General features: G+C 64.9%; 14 protein-coding genes. 9 read left to right on the top strand and 5 right to left on the bottom strand.

The genetic code is table 11. The features are described from left to right. The first annotated feature begins 30 nt into the window (after nucleotides 1-30). The 5 genes from slmA to GCT19_RS09095 all read left to right on the top strand — a co-directional run bounded on the left by slmA (nucleotide 31) and on the right by GCT19_RS09095 (nucleotide 5489). Nucleotides 31-729 carry a nucleoid occlusion factor SlmA gene (slmA, locus tag GCT19_RS09120; RefSeq protein ID WP_152851690.1) on the top strand — a complete coding sequence of 233 codons (699 nt, stop codon included), beginning with the start codon at nucleotides 31-33 and terminating at the stop codon, nucleotides 727-729. Nucleotides 730-1049: 320 nt separating this feature from the next. Continuing rightward, nucleotides 1050-2195, top strand: a complete 1146-nt coding sequence (metX, locus tag GCT19_RS09110; RefSeq protein WP_152851689.1) for a homoserine O-succinyltransferase MetX — start codon at nucleotides 1050-1052, stop codon at nucleotides 2193-2195. Further along, on the top strand, nucleotides 2192-2800 hold the full coding sequence (metW, locus tag GCT19_RS09105) for a methionine biosynthesis protein MetW (protein ID WP_013088070.1): 609 nt from the start codon (nucleotides 2192-2194) through the stop codon (nucleotides 2798-2800). Before metX ends, metW begins: the two co-directional genes overlap by 4 nt. Before the next feature lie 14 nt (nucleotides 2801-2814). After that, complete coding sequence (locus tag GCT19_RS09100) at nucleotides 2815-4209, top strand: AmpG family muropeptide MFS transporter (protein WP_152851688.1); 1395 nt, start codon at nucleotides 2815-2817, stop codon at nucleotides 4207-4209. Next, nucleotides 4191-5489 carry a M48 family metallopeptidase gene (locus GCT19_RS09095; RefSeq protein WP_408582375.1) on the top strand — a complete coding sequence of 433 codons (1299 nt, stop codon included), beginning with the start codon at nucleotides 4191-4193 and terminating at the stop codon, nucleotides 5487-5489. The genes GCT19_RS09100 and GCT19_RS09095 overlap by 19 nt, the downstream gene beginning before the upstream one ends. Nucleotides 5490-5550: 61 nt before the next feature. On the opposite strand, the gene GCT19_RS09090 is transcribed toward GCT19_RS09095, so the two are convergent. The 5 genes from GCT19_RS09090 to gatC all read right to left on the bottom strand — a co-directional run bounded on the left by GCT19_RS09090 (nucleotide 5551) and on the right by gatC (nucleotide 10759). After that, on the bottom strand, nucleotides 5551-6330 hold the full coding sequence (locus GCT19_RS09090) for an exodeoxyribonuclease III (RefSeq protein WP_013088067.1): 780 nt from the start codon (nucleotides 6328-6330) through the stop codon (nucleotides 5551-5553). Between the two features lie 52 nt (nucleotides 6331-6382). Then, on the bottom strand, nucleotides 6383-7222 hold the full coding sequence (locus GCT19_RS09085) for a PPK2 family polyphosphate kinase (RefSeq protein ID WP_018436937.1): 840 nt from the start codon (nucleotides 7220-7222) through the stop codon (nucleotides 6383-6385). A 109-nt stretch (nucleotides 7223-7331) separates the two neighbouring features. After that, nucleotides 7332-8807 carry an Asp-tRNA(Asn)/Glu-tRNA(Gln) amidotransferase subunit GatB gene (gene gatB, locus GCT19_RS09080; protein WP_018436938.1) on the bottom strand — a complete coding sequence of 492 codons (1476 nt, stop codon included), beginning with the start codon at nucleotides 8805-8807 and terminating at the stop codon, nucleotides 7332-7334. Between the two features lie 5 nt (nucleotides 8808-8812). Next, the gene (gene gatA / locus GCT19_RS09075; RefSeq protein ID WP_018436939.1) at nucleotides 8813-10300 is read right to left on the bottom strand and encodes an Asp-tRNA(Asn)/Glu-tRNA(Gln) amidotransferase subunit GatA; all 1488 of its coding nucleotides are present in this window, start codon (nucleotides 10298-10300) and stop codon (nucleotides 8813-8815) included. Between the two features lie 159 nt (nucleotides 10301-10459). Next, nucleotides 10460-10759 carry an Asp-tRNA(Asn)/Glu-tRNA(Gln) amidotransferase subunit GatC gene (gene gatC / locus GCT19_RS09070; RefSeq protein ID WP_152851687.1) on the bottom strand — a complete coding sequence of 100 codons (300 nt, stop codon included), beginning with the start codon at nucleotides 10757-10759 and terminating at the stop codon, nucleotides 10460-10462. A 374-nt stretch (nucleotides 10760-11133) separates the two neighbouring features. Between gatC and GCT19_RS09065 the strand changes: the two genes are divergently transcribed. The 4 genes from GCT19_RS09065 to mrdA all read left to right on the top strand — a co-directional run bounded on the left by GCT19_RS09065 (nucleotide 11134) and on the right by mrdA (nucleotide 16432). After that, complete coding sequence (locus tag GCT19_RS09065) at nucleotides 11134-12177, top strand: rod shape-determining protein (RefSeq protein WP_004189550.1); 1044 nt, start codon at nucleotides 11134-11136, stop codon at nucleotides 12175-12177. 154 nt (nucleotides 12178-12331) lie between these two features. Then, nucleotides 12332-13468, top strand: a complete 1137-nt coding sequence (gene mreC, locus GCT19_RS09060; protein WP_152851686.1) for a rod shape-determining protein MreC — start codon at nucleotides 12332-12334, stop codon at nucleotides 13466-13468. Next, a complete protein-coding gene (mreD, locus tag GCT19_RS09055) occupies nucleotides 13465-13977 on the top strand; it encodes a rod shape-determining protein MreD (RefSeq protein ID WP_018436941.1) in 513 nt (170 codons plus the stop codon). The genes mreC and mreD overlap by 4 nt, the downstream gene beginning before the upstream one ends. Nucleotides 13978-14056: 79 nt before the next feature. Then, on the top strand, nucleotides 14057-16432 hold the full coding sequence (gene mrdA, locus GCT19_RS09050) for a penicillin-binding protein 2 (protein ID WP_152851685.1): 2376 nt from the start codon (nucleotides 14057-14059) through the stop codon (nucleotides 16430-16432). The last annotated feature ends 7 nt before the right edge of the window (nucleotides 16433-16439 follow it).

The following is a 16439-nucleotide window of genomic DNA, read 5'->3' as shown; positions in this document are numbered from 1 at the left end:
GCCAACGACACCAGCCGGGGGACGACAGCCATGCAGCCGATCGACAAGCCTGACGAAGCCTCAGCCGCAGCCTCCCCCGCGGCACCCGCCGCGACACGCGCAACGCGTCCGAAGCCTGGCGAGCGTCGCGTGCACATCCTGCAGACGCTCGCCAGCATGCTCGAGGCGCCGAAGAGCGAAAAGGTCACGACGGCCGCGCTCGCCGCTCGGCTCGGTGTGTCGGAAGCCGCGCTGTACCGCCATTTCGCCAGCAAGGCGCAGATGTTCGAAGGGCTGATCGAGTTCATCGAGCAGACGCTGTTCGGGCTCATCAACCAGATCACCGGTCACGAAAACAACGGCGTGCTGCAAGCGCGCTCGATCGCGCTGATGCTGCTCAACTTCCCCGCGAAAAATCCCGGCATGACGCGCGTGCTGACCTGCGAGGCGCTGGTCGGCGAGCACGAACGCCTGACGGAGCGCGTGAACCAGATGCTCGAACGGGTCGAGGCATCGCTGAAGCAATGCTTGCGGCTCGCGCAGACCGAAGCCCTTGCCCGTGCAGACAATCACCCCACGGACACGCCCGATCCGCAGACCGTCACATTGCCCGCCGGCTACGATCCCGCGATTCGGGCGAGCCTGCTGGTGAGCTACGTGATCGGCCGCTGGCATCGCTATGTGCGCAGCGGTTTCGCGCGGCCACCCGCCGAACACGCGGACGAGCAACTGCTGCTGATTCTTCAGTAGTCCCCGCGGACTCGCGCGCTTCGCGCGGCACCGTCCGCGCCGCTGCCGCGTGGGATTTTCCGCTATACTTTGCGCCTGATACCGCCGCGGTCCTACGATGCATAACAGACCGCGCCAAGGCATCCCCAACACGTTGCACCCGGTTTCACACCCTTTCACGCGCCGATTTGCTGACTCGATTGCGGGCGCGCGAACCTTGGGCCTTAGGCCCGCGGTTCACTATAAATGCGGCTAAAGAGGTCGTCAGCTGCGCACACCGCCCTTCTCCTCGTGCTTCGCCGACGCCGTTTAGCCGCCCTGTTGACTCAATGGCGGAATGAATGGACTCCATCGGCATCGTCGCTCCCCAAAAAATGCATTTCACCGAGCCGCTGCGATTGCGCAACGGCAGCTCGCTCGCAGGCTACGACCTGATGGTCGAGACCTACGGCACGCTCAATGCCGCGCACAGCAATGCGGTGCTCGTATGCCACGCGCTGAACGCATCGCATCACGTGGCGGGCGTGTATGCCGACAATCCGAAGGACATCGGCTGGTGGGACAACATGGTGGGCCCGGGCAAGCCGCTCGATACCGAAAAATTTTTCGTGATCGGCGTGAACAACCTCGGCTCCTGCTTCGGCTCGACCGGGCCGATGAGCATCGACCCCGCCACCGGTAAGCCGTACGGCGCGACGTTTCCGGTCGTCACCGTCGAAGACTGGGTCAACGCGCAAGCGCGCGTCGCCGACGCGTTCGGCATCACGCGCTTCGCCGCCGTGATGGGCGGCAGTCTCGGCGGCATGCAGGCGCTCGCGTGGAGCATGATGTATCCGGAGCGGATCGCGCATTGCATCGTGATCGCGTCGACGCCGAAGCTGTCCGCGCAGAACATCGCGTTCAACGAAGTCGCGCGTTCGGCTATCCTGTCGGACCCCGACTTCCACGGCGGCAACTACTACGCGCACGGCGTGAAGCCGAAACGCGGCCTGCGCGTCGCGCGGATGATCGGCCACATCACGTATCTGTCGGACGACGATATGGCCGAGAAATTCGGCCGCTCGCTGCGTCGCGCGGAAGGCGCGCTCGATGACTACAACTTCAGCTTCGACGTCGAATTCGAAGTGGAATCGTATCTGCGTTATCAGGGCGACAAGTTCGCCGACTACTTCGACGCGAACACCTACCTGCTGATCACGCGCGCGCTCGACTACTTCGATCCGGCCAAGGCCTTCGACGGCGACCTGACCGCCGCGCTCGAGCACACCACCGCGAAGTATCTGATCGCGAGCTTCTCGACCGACTGGCGTTTCGCGCCGGCTCGCTCGCGCGAACTGGTGAAGGCGCTGCTCGACCACAAGCGCACGGTCACCTACGCGGAGATCGACGCACCGCACGGCCACGACGCCTTCCTGCTCGACGACGCGCGCTATCACAACCTGCTGCGCGCCTACTACGAACGCATTGCAAACGAGGTCAACGCATGAACCAGCGAGCACTTGATTACCTGGCATCGCGCCCGGACTTCCGCGCGATCGCCCGCTGGGTCGAACCGCGCGCGACCGTGCTCGATCTCGGCTGCGGCGACGGCTCGCTGCTGTCGCTGCTGAACGAGGAACTGGAGGTGCAGGGCTACGGCATCGAGATCAACGACGCCGGCGTGCTCGCCGCGACGCAGAACGGCGTCAATGTGATCCAGCAGAATCTCGAAGACGGCCTGCGCCTGTTCGAAGACGGCAGCTTCGATTTCGCGGTGCTGTCGCAGACGCTGCAGACCATTCATCAGACCGCGGCGATCCTGCGCGAGACGGTGCGCGTCGGCAAGCAATGCATCGTGTCGTTTCCGAATTTCGGCTACTGGGCGCATCGGCTGTCGGTGCTGCAGGGGCGCATGCCGGTGTCGAAGTCGCTGCCTTATCAATGGCACAACACGCCGAACGTGCGCGTGCTGACGATCAAGGACTTCGAAGCGCTTGCCCCCGAAGTCGGCATCGAAATTCTCGATCGTGTCGTGCTGCACGACGGACAGGTGGTGCGGTGGGGCGTGAACTGGCGTGGTAGTCTTGCGGTCTATCGCGTCAAGAAAAGCTAACCTCAGTTATCCACATGTCGAACCCGCCGCACGAGGCGCCCGCACTTACCGCTCACGAAGAACATCCCGGCTGGCGCGCGTTTTTGAATACGCGCATGCTGATTTGCGTCTTTCTCGGCTTCACGTCGGGATTGCCGCTGTTTACGCTCGTCTACCTCGTGCAGGCGTGGCTGCGCTCGGAAGGCGTCAATCTGAAGGAAATCGGCCTGTTCGCGCTGATCCAGTTTCCGTATACCTGGAAATTCGTCTGGGCACCGCTGATGGACCGCTACGTGCCGCGCGTGCCCGGTTGGCGGCCCGGCCGACGGCGCGGCTGGATGCTGGTCACGCAATTGCTCGTGGCCGGCGCGATGGCGACGCTCGGCTTCGTGTCGCCGCGCGAATCGATCTGGAGTGTCGCCGCGCTGACCGCTCTGGTCGCATTCTTCGGCGCGAGCTCCGACATCGTGATCGACGCGTACCGGCGTGAATTGCTCAGCGACACGCAGCAGGGCCTCGGCAACGCGGTGCACGTGAACGCGTACAAGATCGCGGCGCTCGTGCCCGGTTCGCTCGCGCTGATTTTGTCCGATCATCTGCCGTGGAGCACGGTGTTCATCGTGACGGCCGCGTTCATGCTGCCGGGCGTTCTGATGACGCTGGTCGTGCGCGAACCCGAGGTGCACGGCCAGCCGCCGAAGAATCTGCGCGAGGCAATCGTCGAGCCGTTCAGGGAATTCATTCAGCGAGACGGCTGGCGCGGTGCCCTCTTCGTGCTCGGCTTCATCTTTCTGTACAAGCTCGGCGATACGATGGCGACCACGCTGTCCACGTCGTTCTTCCTCGACATCGGTTTTTCGCGCACGCAGATCGGCGTGATCGCGAAGACCACGGCATTCGGCGCGAGTCTCGCGGGCGGCATCGTCGGCGGCATCTGGCTGATGAGAATCGGCATCGGCCGCGGCTTGTGGATCTTCGGTTTGCTGCAGATGGTGTCGACGCTCGGCTTCGCGTGGCTCGCGCATCTCGGCCCGGATTCGCCCGGACTCGCCGCGATTTACAACATCGCCGTCGCCCTGAGCCAGGGGACGACGAAGTTGCTGTCGTTGGTCGGCATCGACTGGAGCGTGCAGCTCGATCCGCGCTCGGTCGCGCTCGCGCTCGTGTACGGCTTCGAGACCTTCGCCACCGGTCTGACGATGGCCGCATTCACCGCATATATCGCGAGCACCACCGACCCGCGCTACACAGCGACGCAGTTCGCGCTGTTCACGAGCCTCGCGTCGGTGCCGCGCACGCTCGCGTCGGCGGCGAGCGGCTTTGTGGTCGCGCGGATCGGCTGGTTCGACTACTTCATCCTCTGTACCGCGCTCGCGGTGCCAGGCATGCTGCTGCTGGTGCGTATCGCGCCGTGGAGGGACCGGTCGTGAAAGTACCGTTTCCGACCCGCGCGCGCCGCACCGCACTCAGCGCCGTAGGCGTGCTCGGCTGCGCGAGCGTCGCGCTGGCGATGCCGATGGGCGCCCATGCGGCCGGCACGCCGGCGACCGGCGCGAGCCCTGTGAGCGGCGCGCAAGCGCCCGCGCCGGCCGCCGCCGCCGCGACCACGAGCGGTGCGACAGCCAACCCGGCCCCGACGCCTGCGGCCAAGTCCGCGACAAGCGGCGCCAGCGCGGAAAACGCGACCTCGGCCGCGGCCGGCAACAGCGGCACCGGCGGCGGCAACCCCGGCGCGAACAACAGCACCGGCGCCAACGCTCCGAGTTCGCCCAGCGCTAGCGGCAGCGCTCCGAGCGCCGCTGCCTCCGGCTCCGCGCCGCAGTCCGCGCAACCGCCCGCCGCCGCCAAAGCGCCCGCCGGCGCGTCGGCCCCCGCAGCCGTCCCGCCGCCCTACTACGTGAGCCCGCAACTGCGCTACGGCGGCTACATGGTGTTTCGCAACCTGATCCCGTCGTCGATGCTCGAGGCGCAGGCCGCCGAGGAGTTCAGCCAGATCGTCTACGGTGCCAGCCACGCGAACCGCCTGTACGGCGACACGGACGCGCGCGTGACGCGCGTACGCTCGATCATCGACCGGATGATCCCGTACTCGCTGAAATGGAACGAGCGAGCCAAGGGCTGGAAGTGGGAAGTCGCGGTGGTGCGCTCGAACGACATCCGCATGTACTGCCTGCCGGGCGGCAAGATCGTCGTCTATAGCGGGATACTCGATCGCGTGCGCCTGAACGACAACGAGGTCGCTATGCTGATTGGCCACGAGATCGCGCACGCGTTGCGCGAGCACGCGCGCATGCGGCTCGGTCAGTTGCAGGCGAGCCAGCTCGATTCGTCCGGCACGATCCCGCAATTGTTCGGCCTCGCCGATCTGGGCATGGCGCCGCTCGGCATCGGTTCGCGTCTGCTGGAAATGAAGTACGAGAGCACCGACGAAACCGAAGCCGACGTGATCGGCAGCGATATCGCGTCGCGCGCCGGCTTCGATCCGCGCGCGGCGGTCACGCTGTGGGACAAGCTCGCGCAGGCGACGCGCGGCAATCGCGAGCAGGGCTTCATCTACGTGCACCCGTTCACAGCGGCGCGCCGCGACGACATCATCAAGCGGCTGCCGGACATGCTGTCGCTGTACGCGAAGGCAATCGGCAGGAGCGTCGACGAATTGCCCGATTACGCGGGCATCGGCCGGCCGACCCGCAAGACGGCGCGCGACTGACGCCCCGCCTCTATCGACCGCTAGCGGGCCACGGCGCTGCAACGCGCCGCGGCCGGTAGGCTTACTTTTTGACCTTGTGGTCGTAGTCGACGGTCAGCGGCGCATGGTCGCTGAACTTGATGTCGCGGAACACGTCGGTGCGCTTCGCCTTGCTTGCGATGCCCGGCGTCGCGATCTGGTAATCGATCCGCCACCCGACGTTCTTCGCATACGCCTGACCGCGATTGCTCCACCACGTGTACTGCTCGGGCCGCTGGTCGAGCGTGCGGAACACATCCACATAGCCGACTTCGTCGAACAGTTTGTCGAGCCACGCGCGCTCTTCGGGCAAGCAGCCCGAATTCTTCTGGTTGCTCTTCCAGTTCTTGATGTCGATTTCCTTGTGCACGATGTTCACGTCGCCGCACACGATCACCTCGCGTTCCTTCGCCAGCTCGGCGAGATGCGGCATGAACTCGTCCATGAAGCGGAACTTGGCCTGCTGGCGCTCGTCGCCGCTCGACCCCGACGGCACGTACACCGAAACCACCGACAACTTACCGAAACGCAGCTCGACATAACGCCCTTCCGGATCGAACTCCTCGCTGCCGAAGCCGATCACCACTTCGTCCGGCTCATGACGCGTATAGACGCCCGCGCCGCTGTACCCCTTCTTCACCGCATGCTGAAAATAGCCGGTGAAATCGTGCGGCGCCATGAACTCCGGCGTCATGTCGTCTTGCGAGCATTTGATTTCCTGCACGCATAGCACGTCGGCTCCTTGTTCGCCGAACCATTCGAAAAAGCCCTTCTTCGCCGCCGAGCGGATGCCATTGAGGTTGGCGGTAATCACACGCAACATGTCGTTCCTCTTTTGTTCGATTCGTTTCTAAAGCCAAAGGGCGAGGCCGCGTTCACTCGACCTTGACGCCCTTCAGCGATTCCTTGGCTGGCGGATATTCGAGCTTCAGCTCATTGAGCGTGCGCAGCAGCAGTTCGGCGACCATCACGTTGCGATGCGTCTTCGAGTCGGCCGGAATCACATACCACGGCGCGTATTCGGTCGACGTCGCAGCCAGCGCGTCGCGATACGCGTTCTGATACGCGTCCCACTGCTTGCGCGCTTCCAGATCCGACACGTCGAATTTCCAGTGCTTCAGCGGGTCGTCGATGCGCTCCTGCAAACGCACACGCTGCTCGTCCTTCGAAATGTGCAGCATGCACTTGAGGATCGTCGCGCCGCTGTAGGCGAGCAACTGCTCGAACTGACGGATGTGGCAGCAGCGCTGCTGGAACGCGTCGGCGTCGAGTTCGCCCTGCACGGTCGGCACGAGCAGGTCTTCGTAGTGACTGCGATTGAAAATCGTCAGCTCGCCGGCCGCGGGTGCCTGCGAATGCACGCGCCACAGGAAGTCGTGCGCGAGTTCGACGGGCGTCGGCGCCTTGAACGGCACGATGCGCAAACCGAGCGGGTCGACTTCGTGAAACACCGCGCGGATCGTGCCGTCCTTGCCGCTCGTGTCCATGCCTTGCAGCACCAGCAGAACGCGGCGCTTGCGCTGCGCGTGCAGCCGCTCCTGCAGGTTGTCGAGCAGCAGGCCCACTTCCGACAAGCGTGCGCGGTCCGCGTCTTTCGAGCCGCTCGAAAACGGCTTCGCCTTCGGATCGAAATGGTCGAGCGAGAAGTGGTTTCTTTTCTTGCCGTCGTCGAAGTACGGCACGCGGAAATCGTCGAGATCGGGATGCTTTGTCATGCACACACTCCGTGGGAGTCCGCAAAATAAAACGGGCCGTTGCCCTGCTTCGATCCGGCAACGGCCCGTGTGACGCGGGCGTGATCACGCCCGGCCGCGGCACTTCAACTCAGGACAACTTCTTCTTCAGCAATTCATTGACCTGAGCAGGGTTGGCCTTACCCTTGGTTGCTTTCATCGCCTGGCCGATCAGCGCGTTGAACGCCTTTTCCTTGCCGGCACGATATTCGTCGACCGACTTCTGGTTCGCGGCGAGCACTTCGTCGATGATCGCTTCGAGCGCGCCGGTGTCCGAAATCTGCTTCAGGCCCTTCGCCTCGATGATGCGATCGGCGGCGGCTTCGTCGGTGGCCTTCTCTTCCCAGATCGCGAGGAAGATTTCCTTCGCGATCTTGTTCGAGATCGTGCCGTCGGCAATGCGCTGCAGCACCAGTGCGAGCTGCGCGGCCGAGACCGGGCACGCGGCAATGTCGAGGCCTTCGCGATTGAGTTGCGACGACACTTCGCCCATCACCCAGTTCGCCGCGACCTTCGCGTTCGCCTCACCGACCTTCGCGATCACCGCTTCGTAGTAAGCGGCCGTCGCCTTGCTCGAGGTCAGCACGTTCGCGTCGTACGGCGTGAGGCCGTACTGCGACACGAAGCGCCGCTGGATCGCTTCCGGCAGCTCCGGCATCTCGCTCCTCACGCGCTCGACCCACGCGGCGTCGATCACGAGCGGCATCAGGTCGGGGTCGGGGAAATAGCGGTAGTCGTGCGCGTCTTCCTTGCTGCGCATCGAGCGCGTTTCGCGCTTGTCCGGATCGTACAGACGCGTTTCCTGCACCACCGTGCCACCGTCTTCGATCAGCTCGATCTGGCGACGCACTTCGTACTGGATCGCTTCTTCAAGAAAGCGGAACGAGTTCAGATTCTTGATCTCGGCGCGCGTGCCGAATTCTTTCTGACCAAGCGGACGCACCGACACGTTCGCATCGCAGCGGAACGAGCCTTCCTGCATATTGCCGTCGCAAATCCCGAGCCACACGACGAGCGTGTGCAGCGACTTCGCGTAGGCAACGGCCTCGGCCGCGCTGCGCATTTCCGGCTCGGTGACGATTTCGAGCAGCGGCGTGCCGGCACGATTCAGGTCGATGCCGGTCATGCCAGCGAAGTCTTCGTGCAGCGACTTGCCCGCGTCTTCCTCGAGGTGAGCGCGCGTCAGATTGATGGTTTTCTCGTACGCTTCCTTGCCCGCCTTTTCATTGGCCGGCACCTGGATCGTCACCTGACCGCCCTGCACGACCGGGATTTCGTACTGGCTGATCTGATAGCCCTTCGGCAGATCGGGGTAGAAGTAATTCTTGCGCGCGAAGATGCTACGCGGCGCAACCGTTGCACCGATCGCGAGGCCGAATTGAATGGCGCGTTCGACCGCGCCGCGGTTCATCACCGGCAGCGTGCCGGGCAAGGCCAGATCGACGGGGCTTGCCTGCGTGTTCGGTGCGGCGCCGAATTGCGTCGCGGTGCCCGAGAAGATTTTCGAATGCGTCGACAACTGCGTGTGGGTCTCCAGACCGATCACGACTTCCCATTGTTTGGTCATGGTGCTCACACTCCTGCCGGTGCCTGACGGTGCCAGTCGGTGGCGCGCTGGAACGCGTCGGCCACCTGCAGCATCCGGGCTTCATTGAAATAGTTGCCGATGATCTGCAGACCGACCGGACGCTGCGCATTCGCGCCCGCGCCGAAACCGCACGGTACGCTCATGCCCGGCAAACCGGCGAGGCTCACCGACAGCGTGTAGATGTCGGCCAGATACATCTGCACCGGATCGTCGCCCTTGGCGCCGATGTCCCATGCCACCGACGGCGCGACCGGTCCCATGATCACGTCGCACTGCTTGAACGCTTCCTGGAAGTCCTGCGCGATGATGCGGCGGATCTTCTGCGCCTGCAGGTAGTACGCGTCGTAGTAGCCGTGCGACAGCACGTAGGTGCCGACCAGAATGCGGCGCTTCACTTCCGGGCCGAAGCCTTCGGCGCGCGACTTCTTGTACATGTCGAGCAGATCGCGGTACTCGGCCGCGCGATGGCCGAAGCGCACGCCGTCGAAACGCGACAGGTTCGACGAGGCTTCGGCCGGCGCGATCACGTAGTAGACCGGGATCGACAGTTCGGTTTTCGGCAGCGACACCTCGACGAGCGTCGCGCCGAGCGCTTCGTACTGCTTCAACGCGGCATCGATCGACGCACGCACGTCGTCGGCGAGACCGGCGCCGAAGTACTCCTTCGGCAGGCCGATGCGCAGGCCGGCGAGCGGTTTCTCTGCGCCGCCGTCCCGCCACGACTTGCCGAGGTAGCGCGTGTAGTCCTCGTGCTCGTGCGACAGGCTCGTCGAGTCACGCTCGTCGAAGCCGGCCATCGCGTTGAGCAGCGTCGCGCAGTCCGCGGCGCTTTGCGCCATCGGGCCGCCCTGATCGAGCGACGACGCGAACGCGATCATGCCGTAGCGCGACACGCGGCCGTACGTCGGCTTGATGCCGGTGATGCCCGAGAACGACGCCGGCTGACGGATCGAGCCGCCGGTGTCGGTGCCGGTCGCGGCGGGCGCGAGACGCGCGGCCACGGCGGCCGCCGAGCCACCCGACGAACCGCCCGGCACGGCCTTGCGGTCCCACGGATTCTGCACGGCGCCAAAGTACGAATTCTCGTTGGACGAGCCCATCGCGAACTCGTCCATATTGGTCTTGCCCACGCACACCATGCCGGCATTCTGCAGACGCGCGACCACGGTCGCGTCGAAAGGGCTTTCGTAGTTCGCGAGCATCTTCGAGCCGGCGGTGGAGCGCCAGCCCTTCGTGACGAACACGTCCTTGTGCGCGATCGGCAGGCCGACGAGCGGGCCGGCGTGACCGGTGTGCAGCAGCGCGTCGGCGGCTTTCGCCTGCGCGAGCGTCAGTTCGGGATCGACCTGAATGAACGCGTTCAGGCTGTTGGCCGCGTCGATCCGCTTCAGGTACAGCTGCGCCAGTTCGACTGCGGAGCATTCCTTGGCCGCGAGCGCGGCGCGCAGTTCGGTCAAACTTTTTTCATGCATTGCGTTTTATCCTGGAAAGCGCGGCAGCGTGGTCACGCTGCCGTGGAGGCGTTCGGTTGCCCGTCGGCAGACCGGCCCGGCAAGGTTCGCGGCGACGCCGCGCGACTGCGGCACGAAAGGCTCGCGCCGACGCCAGGCCGGGAGTCTGCCCGGCGGGTCTTATTCGATCACCTTCGGCACGAGGTACAAGCCGTCCTGAACGGCCGGCGCGGGGCGCTGAAAAGCCTCGCGCTCGACCGTCTCGGTGACGGCGTCGTCACGCAGACGCAGCGCGACGTCTTCGATCTGCTCGATCGGGTGAGCAAGCGGCGCGATGCCGGTGGTATCGACCGCCTGCATCTGCTCGACGAGGCCGAAAAAATCATTGAGCTGGGCACGCGTGTGCTCGGCTTCGGAATCGGCCAGTTCGAGCCGCGCGAGATGCGCGATGCGTTTTACATCGGTCAGGGTCAGAGCCATGCAGTCACCGGAAAGGGTGGAATGTCGCAACAGTTAAAAAAGTCGCGCTGTAACAGCGGGTTACGACAAGATAGGACAATCTAAAAAAAGGAGCGGCAACGGCAAAATGTACGCTCCGTTTCCTTCAAAACATCCAAAATTATAAGGTATCATTACGCGTTCGACCCAAACCCGGACCGACTTACCAAGGCCTTACGGACAATTCAAAGAGCGTCCGGCGTTTTCCGCCCTGGCTTTGCAACGGCCTCCGGTAGACTCCCCCGCGGCTTCAAGTTCATGTGGCGTCGCTACCGCCCGGTTGAAGCTGTTATTTATTCCGCTGCCGCCCTACGCATACGGTGCGAGGCCCGGCCCCCAGCGAGACAGGATTTTGAATGTTCGGTTTTTTGCGCAGCTACTTCTCCAACGATCTGGCGATTGACCTCGGCACCGCCAACACGCTTATCTACATGCGCGGCAAGGGCATCGTTCTCGACGAACCGTCGGTCGTGTCGATCCGCCAGGAAGGCGGCCCGAACGGCAAGAAGACCATTCAGGCAGTCGGCAAGGAAGCCAAGCAGATGCTCGGCAAGGTGCCGGGCAACATCGAGGCGATCCGCCCGATGAAAGACGGCGTGATCGCCGACTTCACCGTCACCGAGCAGATGATCAAGCAGTTCATCAAGACCGCTCATGAGTCGCGCATGTTCTCGCCGTCGCCACGCATCATCATCTGCGTGCCGTGCGGTTCAACCCAGGTCGAGCGTCGCGCGATCAAGGAAGCCGCGCATGGCGCGGGCGCCTCGCAGGTGTACCTGATCGAAGAGCCGATGGCTGCCGCGATCGGCGCGGGCCTGCCGGTGTCGGAAGCAACGGGTTCGATGGTCGTCGACATCGGCGGCGGCACGACTGAAGTCGGCGTGATCTCGCTCGGCGGCATCGTGTACAAGGGCTCGGTGCGCGTCGGCGGTGACAAATTCGACGAAGCGATCGTCAATTACATCCGCCGCAACTACGGCATGCTGATCGGCGAGCAGACCGCCGAAGCCATCAAGAAGGAAATCGGCTCCGCGTTCCCGGGCTCCGAAGTCAAGGAAATGGAAGTGAAGGGCCGCAATCTGTCGGAAGGCATTCCGCGCAGCTTCACGATCTCCAGCAACGAAATCCTCGAAGCGCTGACCGATCCGCTGAACCAGATCGTGTCGTCGGTGAAGATCGCACTGGAACAAACGCCGCCGGAACTCGGCGCGGACATCGCCGAGCGCGGCATGATGCTGACCGGCGGTGGCGCGCTGCTGCGCGATCTCGACCGACTGCTCGCCGAAGAAACCGGCCTGCCGGTGCTCGTCGCCGAAGATCCGCTGACTTGCGTCGTGCGCGGCTCGGGCATGGCGCTCGAGCGCATGGACAAGCTCGGCAGCATTTTCTCGTACGAGTAAGCGAGCCTTCCTCCCATGTCAGTAGCGCGGATCTGGCACACGGCCCCTTGTGGGCCGCTTTGTCGTTGGCTGGGCCGACCAGCCTCCGCGCGCTGAACGCGCTTGCCTAGCGCGCCGCCGTCTCACCCAACCGCTCACGCCCCCGGCGCCGACCATGGAATACAGTCCGCCGCCCCTGTTCAAGCAAGGCCCCTCCGCTCTCGCGCGACTGGTGTTCTTCGTCGTGCTGGCGCTCGCCCTGCTGATCTCCGACGCCCGCTTCCAGACGCTCGAAATCGTCCGCGGCGTGCTCGGCGCGGGTCTTTATCCGTTGCAGCGCGCGGCGCTCGTGCCGCGCGACATCTTCATGGGCGCCGCCGACCTCGCCGTGACGAGCGCCACGCTGCGCAACGAAAACGCGAAGCTACGCGAGAAGGATCTGCAGCTGTCGCAGCAGGCCAACACGGCCGCGTCGCTCGCTGCCGAAAATAGTCATCTGCGCGCGCTGATGCAACTGTCGCAGCAGCTGACCACGCAATCGCTTCCCGCCGAGATCCAGTACGACACGCGCGATCCGTTCACGCAGAAGGTCGTGATCGGACGCGGCGCGCAGCAAGGCATCCAGAACGGCTCGCCGGTCGTCGACGAGGATGGCGTGATCGGCCAGGTCACACGGGTGTTCCCGCTGCAGGCCGAAGTCACGCTGCTGACGGACAAGGACCAGGCCGTGCCGGTCGAAATTCTGCGTACCGGCTTGCGCAGCGTGATCTACGGCACGCCGAAGGGCGACACGCTCGATTTGCGCTTCGTGCCGATCAGCGCCGACGTGCAGACCGGCGACGAACTCGTCACCAGCGGTCTCGACGGCGTGTACCCGCCGGGGTTGCCGGTCGCGAAAGTCGTGCGCGTCGACAGGCAGGCCGACACCGCGTTTGCGCGCGTGGTCAGTCTGCCGGTCGCGGCGGTGCGCGGTGCGCGTCAGGTGCTCGTGCTGCACGTCCAGAACACCGCGCCGCCGCGCCCGGCTGACGAACCCGACGCGGCGACCGTAGCGAAAGAAGCGAAAGCGAAGAAGGGCGCCAAAGCCGCGGAAGGCAAGGGCGCGGCGGACAAATCCGCCGCCAGGTCAGCCGACAAGAACGTCGCCGACAAAGCCCCCGCCGAAAAACCCGCAGCCAAATCCACGGAAAAGGCGCCGGCCAAAGCCCCCGCCGACAAAAAGTCCGAAAGGCCCGCAGCCGACAGGAAAGCCGAAAAGCCGGCCGCCGCGAAGAACGCCAAGCCGCAAGCCGAGCCGGGGGCTCAGCCATGAATCGCCCGCAATACATTCTGCAGCCGGTCAACCCGTACTTCATCGCGTTCAGCCTCGCCTCCGCGTTCCTGCTGAACCTGATGCCGTGGGGGCGTCTCGCCGGCGTGCCCGATTTCGTCGCGCTCGTGTTGCTGTTCTGGAACGTGCATCAACCGCGCAAGGTCGGCATGGGCATCGCGTTTCTGCTCGGCCTGCTGATGGACGTGCACAACGCGAGCCTGCTCGGTGAACACGCGCTCGCCTACACGCTGCTGTCGTACGGCGCGATCACGATTCATCGCCGCGTGCTGTGGATGTCGCTCGGCGTGCAAACGTTCGCGGTGATGCCGCTGCTCGTCGTCGCGCAACTGGTGCCGTTCGTGATCCGTCTGTTGACCGGTGCGGCGTTTCCGGGCTGGAGTTATCTGATCGACGGTTTCGTCGAAGCCGCGCTGTGGCCGCTCGCGAGCATCTTGCTGCTGATGCCGCAGCGCCGCCCCGCCGACCCGGACGATACGCGCCCCATTTGATCCCGCGTCGGGCCCACCGATCGCGGCCAGTTTGGGCGCACACTCTTGATGGCCGCATGCCGGCCTTTTGCAGAATCGCATGACCGAATTCAAGGACACTCAACAGCAGCTCACGAAATTCCGCCTGCGCGTCGCGGCGGCGGGCCTGTTCGTGTTCGTCTGCTTCGGGCTGATCGGCTTCCGCTTCCTGTTCCTGCAGGTCTGGCACTACAGCAAGTACTCGCTGCAAGCCGATGAAAACCGCATCTCCGTCGCGCCGATCGTGCCGAACCGCGGCATCATCACCGACCGCAACGGCGTCGTGCTCGCGAAGAACTACTCGGCCTACACGCTCGAAATCACACCGTCGAAGCTGAACGACACGCTCGAAAACGTGGTCGACAACCTCGCCACGGTAGTCTCGATCGACGCGCGCGACCGCCGCCGCTTCAAGAAGCTGCAGGAAGACTCGAAGAACTTCGAGAGTCTGCCGATCCGCACGCGCCTGACCGACGACGAAGTCGCGCGCTTCACCGCGCAGCGCTTCCGCTTCCCCGGCGTCGAAGTGCGCGCGCGGCTGTTCCGCCAGTACCCGCTCGGGCCGACCGCCGCGCACGTAATCGGCTACATCGGACGGATTTCGCAGCGCGACCAGGACCGCATCGACGACGCCAGCGACCAGAACGACAGCGATCCAGACCACTACGATCCGCGTCTGGACGCGAACAACTACAAGGGCACCGATTACATCGGCAAGATCGGCGTCGAGCAGAGCTACGAAACCGAGCTGCACGGCCAGACCGGCTTCGAGGAAGTCGAGGTGACGGCGGGCGGCCGCCCGGTGCGCACGCTATCGCGCACCCAGGCGACGCCGGGCAACAACCTCGTGCTATCGCTCGACATCGGGCTTCAGCAGGTCGCCGAGCAGGCGTTCGCCGGACGCCGCGGCGCGCTCGTCGCGATCGAGCCGTCCACCGGCGACGTGCTCGCGTTCGTGTCGGCGCCGAGCTTCGATCCGAATTCGTTCGTCGACGGCATCGACCAGCAGACCTGGGATGAGCTGAACAATTCACCCGACCATCCGCTGCTGAACCGGCCGCTGCACGGCACCTATCCGCCGGGCTCGACCTACAAGCCGTTCATGGCGCTCGCCGCGCTGTCGCTGCACAAGCGCACGCCGAGCTGGGGCTTCCAGGACCCCGGCTACTACACGTTCGGCGGCCACACGTTCCGCAACGACGTGCGCTCGGGCCAGGGCTGGGTCGACATGAACCGCGCGATCGTCGTGTCGAACGACACGTACTTCTACATGCTCGCGCACGATCTCGGCGTCAACAACATCGCGAGCTTCATGAAGCCATGGGGTTTCGGGCAGATCACCGGCATCGACATCGCCGGTGAAGCGAAGGGCATCCTGCCGTCGACCGACTGGAAACGCCACGCGTACCGCAAACCCGAGCAGCAGAAGTGGTACGAAGGCGAAACGGTCAGCCTCGGCATCGGCCAGGGCTACAACTCGTTCACGATCCTGCAGCTTGCGCATGCCACCGCAACGCTCGCGAACAACGGCGTCGTGATGAAACCGCACCTCGTGCGCGACATCGAGAATCCGATCACGAAGGACACGCGGCCGGTGGTGCGCGACCCGAGCGACAAGATCGCGGTCAAGCAGCAGGACATCGACTTCATCAAGCATGCGATGGAAGGCGTGGTCACGAACGGCACGGCGGCCAAGGTGTTCGCGGGAGCGGCGTACCAGGCGGCAGGCAAGACCGGTACCGCGCAGGTGTACTCGCTGCAGGGCGCGAACTACAAGGGTCACGCGATCGCCGAGAATTTGCGCGATCATGCGCTGTTCATCGCGTTCGCGCCGGTCGAACAACCGAAGATCGCGCTCGCGCTGATCGTCGAAAACGGCGGCTGGGGCGCCGAGTCGGCCGGTCCGATCGCGCGCAGGGTGCTCGACTATTACCTGGTCGGCAAGAACAAGCCCGGCGTCGTGGAAGCAGCTGTCGCGGCTGCGGCATCGAACACGGCCGAAGCGTCCGCGCCACAGGTCGGTGAGACGCCGGCGCAGCATGAGGGTGCTCAGCCGCTCAGGATTGCGGCGGGCTTCAAGGCACTGCCGGTGCCGGGAGCGGCGGCTGCCGCGGCGGCCTCGGGTGCGTCGGGGGCTGTTGCGGCTTCGGGCGCGAATGGCGCGTCCGCGCCGGTGGCGGCATCGGCTGACGCGACGGCAACGATGCCGGCCAGCGCGCCGGCAGCAGCTTCGGCCGGCGCGGCGCGGGCGGCGTCGGCGGCCAAGCCGGCTTCGGCTTCGGCCGCGGCAAAGAAATCCGCGTCGCGTACGTCCGGCGCCCCGCACAAACCCCGTCCGGCGAGCGAGCCGGCGCCGAGCGTCGCGGCCCCATCGCGCGAGGACAGCGTCCAGGGCGCGTCACCGCGCCAGCCCGCCACCGGCGGTATCGACGAATAAGGGAAAA

The sequence above is a fragment of the Paraburkholderia atlantica genome, from assembly GCF_009362785.1.
In the GTDB taxonomy this organism is placed as follows: domain Bacteria; phylum Pseudomonadota; class Gammaproteobacteria; order Burkholderiales; family Burkholderiaceae; genus Paraburkholderia; species Paraburkholderia atlantica.
Note: the sequence above shows the minus strand (reverse complement) of the source record. Positions and strands in the feature narration are given on the sequence as shown.

Excerpts from the sequence above, each read along its gene's own strand:
- slmA (WP_152851690.1), top strand. The coding sequence starts at position 31 with ATGCAGCCGATCGACAAGCCTGACGAAGCCTCAGCCGCAGCCTCCCCC.
- metX (WP_152851689.1), top strand. The coding sequence starts at position 1,050 with ATGGACTCCATCGGCATCGTCGCTCCCCAAAAAATGCATTTCACCGAG.
- metW (WP_013088070.1), top strand. The coding sequence starts at position 2,192 with ATGAACCAGCGAGCACTTGATTACCTGGCATCGCGCCCGGACTTCCGC.
- GCT19_RS09100 (WP_152851688.1), top strand. The coding sequence starts at position 2,815 with ATGTCGAACCCGCCGCACGAGGCGCCCGCACTTACCGCTCACGAAGAA.
- GCT19_RS09090 (WP_013088067.1), bottom strand. The coding sequence starts at position 6,330 with ATGTTGCGTGTGATTACCGCCAACCTCAATGGCATCCGCTCGGCGGCG.
- GCT19_RS09085 (WP_018436937.1), bottom strand. The coding sequence starts at position 7,222 with ATGACAAAGCATCCCGATCTCGACGATTTCCGCGTGCCGTACTTCGAC.
- gatB (WP_018436938.1), bottom strand. The coding sequence starts at position 8,807 with ATGACCAAACAATGGGAAGTCGTGATCGGTCTGGAGACCCACACGCAG.
- gatA (WP_018436939.1), bottom strand. The coding sequence starts at position 10,300 with ATGCATGAAAAAAGTTTGACCGAACTGCGCGCCGCGCTCGCGGCCAAG.
- gatC (WP_152851687.1), bottom strand. The coding sequence starts at position 10,759 with ATGGCTCTGACCCTGACCGATGTAAAACGCATCGCGCATCTCGCGCGG.
- GCT19_RS09065 (WP_004189550.1), top strand. The coding sequence starts at position 11,134 with ATGTTCGGTTTTTTGCGCAGCTACTTCTCCAACGATCTGGCGATTGAC.
- mreC (WP_152851686.1), top strand. The coding sequence starts at position 12,332 with ATGGAATACAGTCCGCCGCCCCTGTTCAAGCAAGGCCCCTCCGCTCTC.
- mreD (WP_018436941.1), top strand. The coding sequence starts at position 13,465 with ATGAATCGCCCGCAATACATTCTGCAGCCGGTCAACCCGTACTTCATC.
- mrdA (WP_152851685.1), top strand. The coding sequence starts at position 14,057 with ATGACCGAATTCAAGGACACTCAACAGCAGCTCACGAAATTCCGCCTG.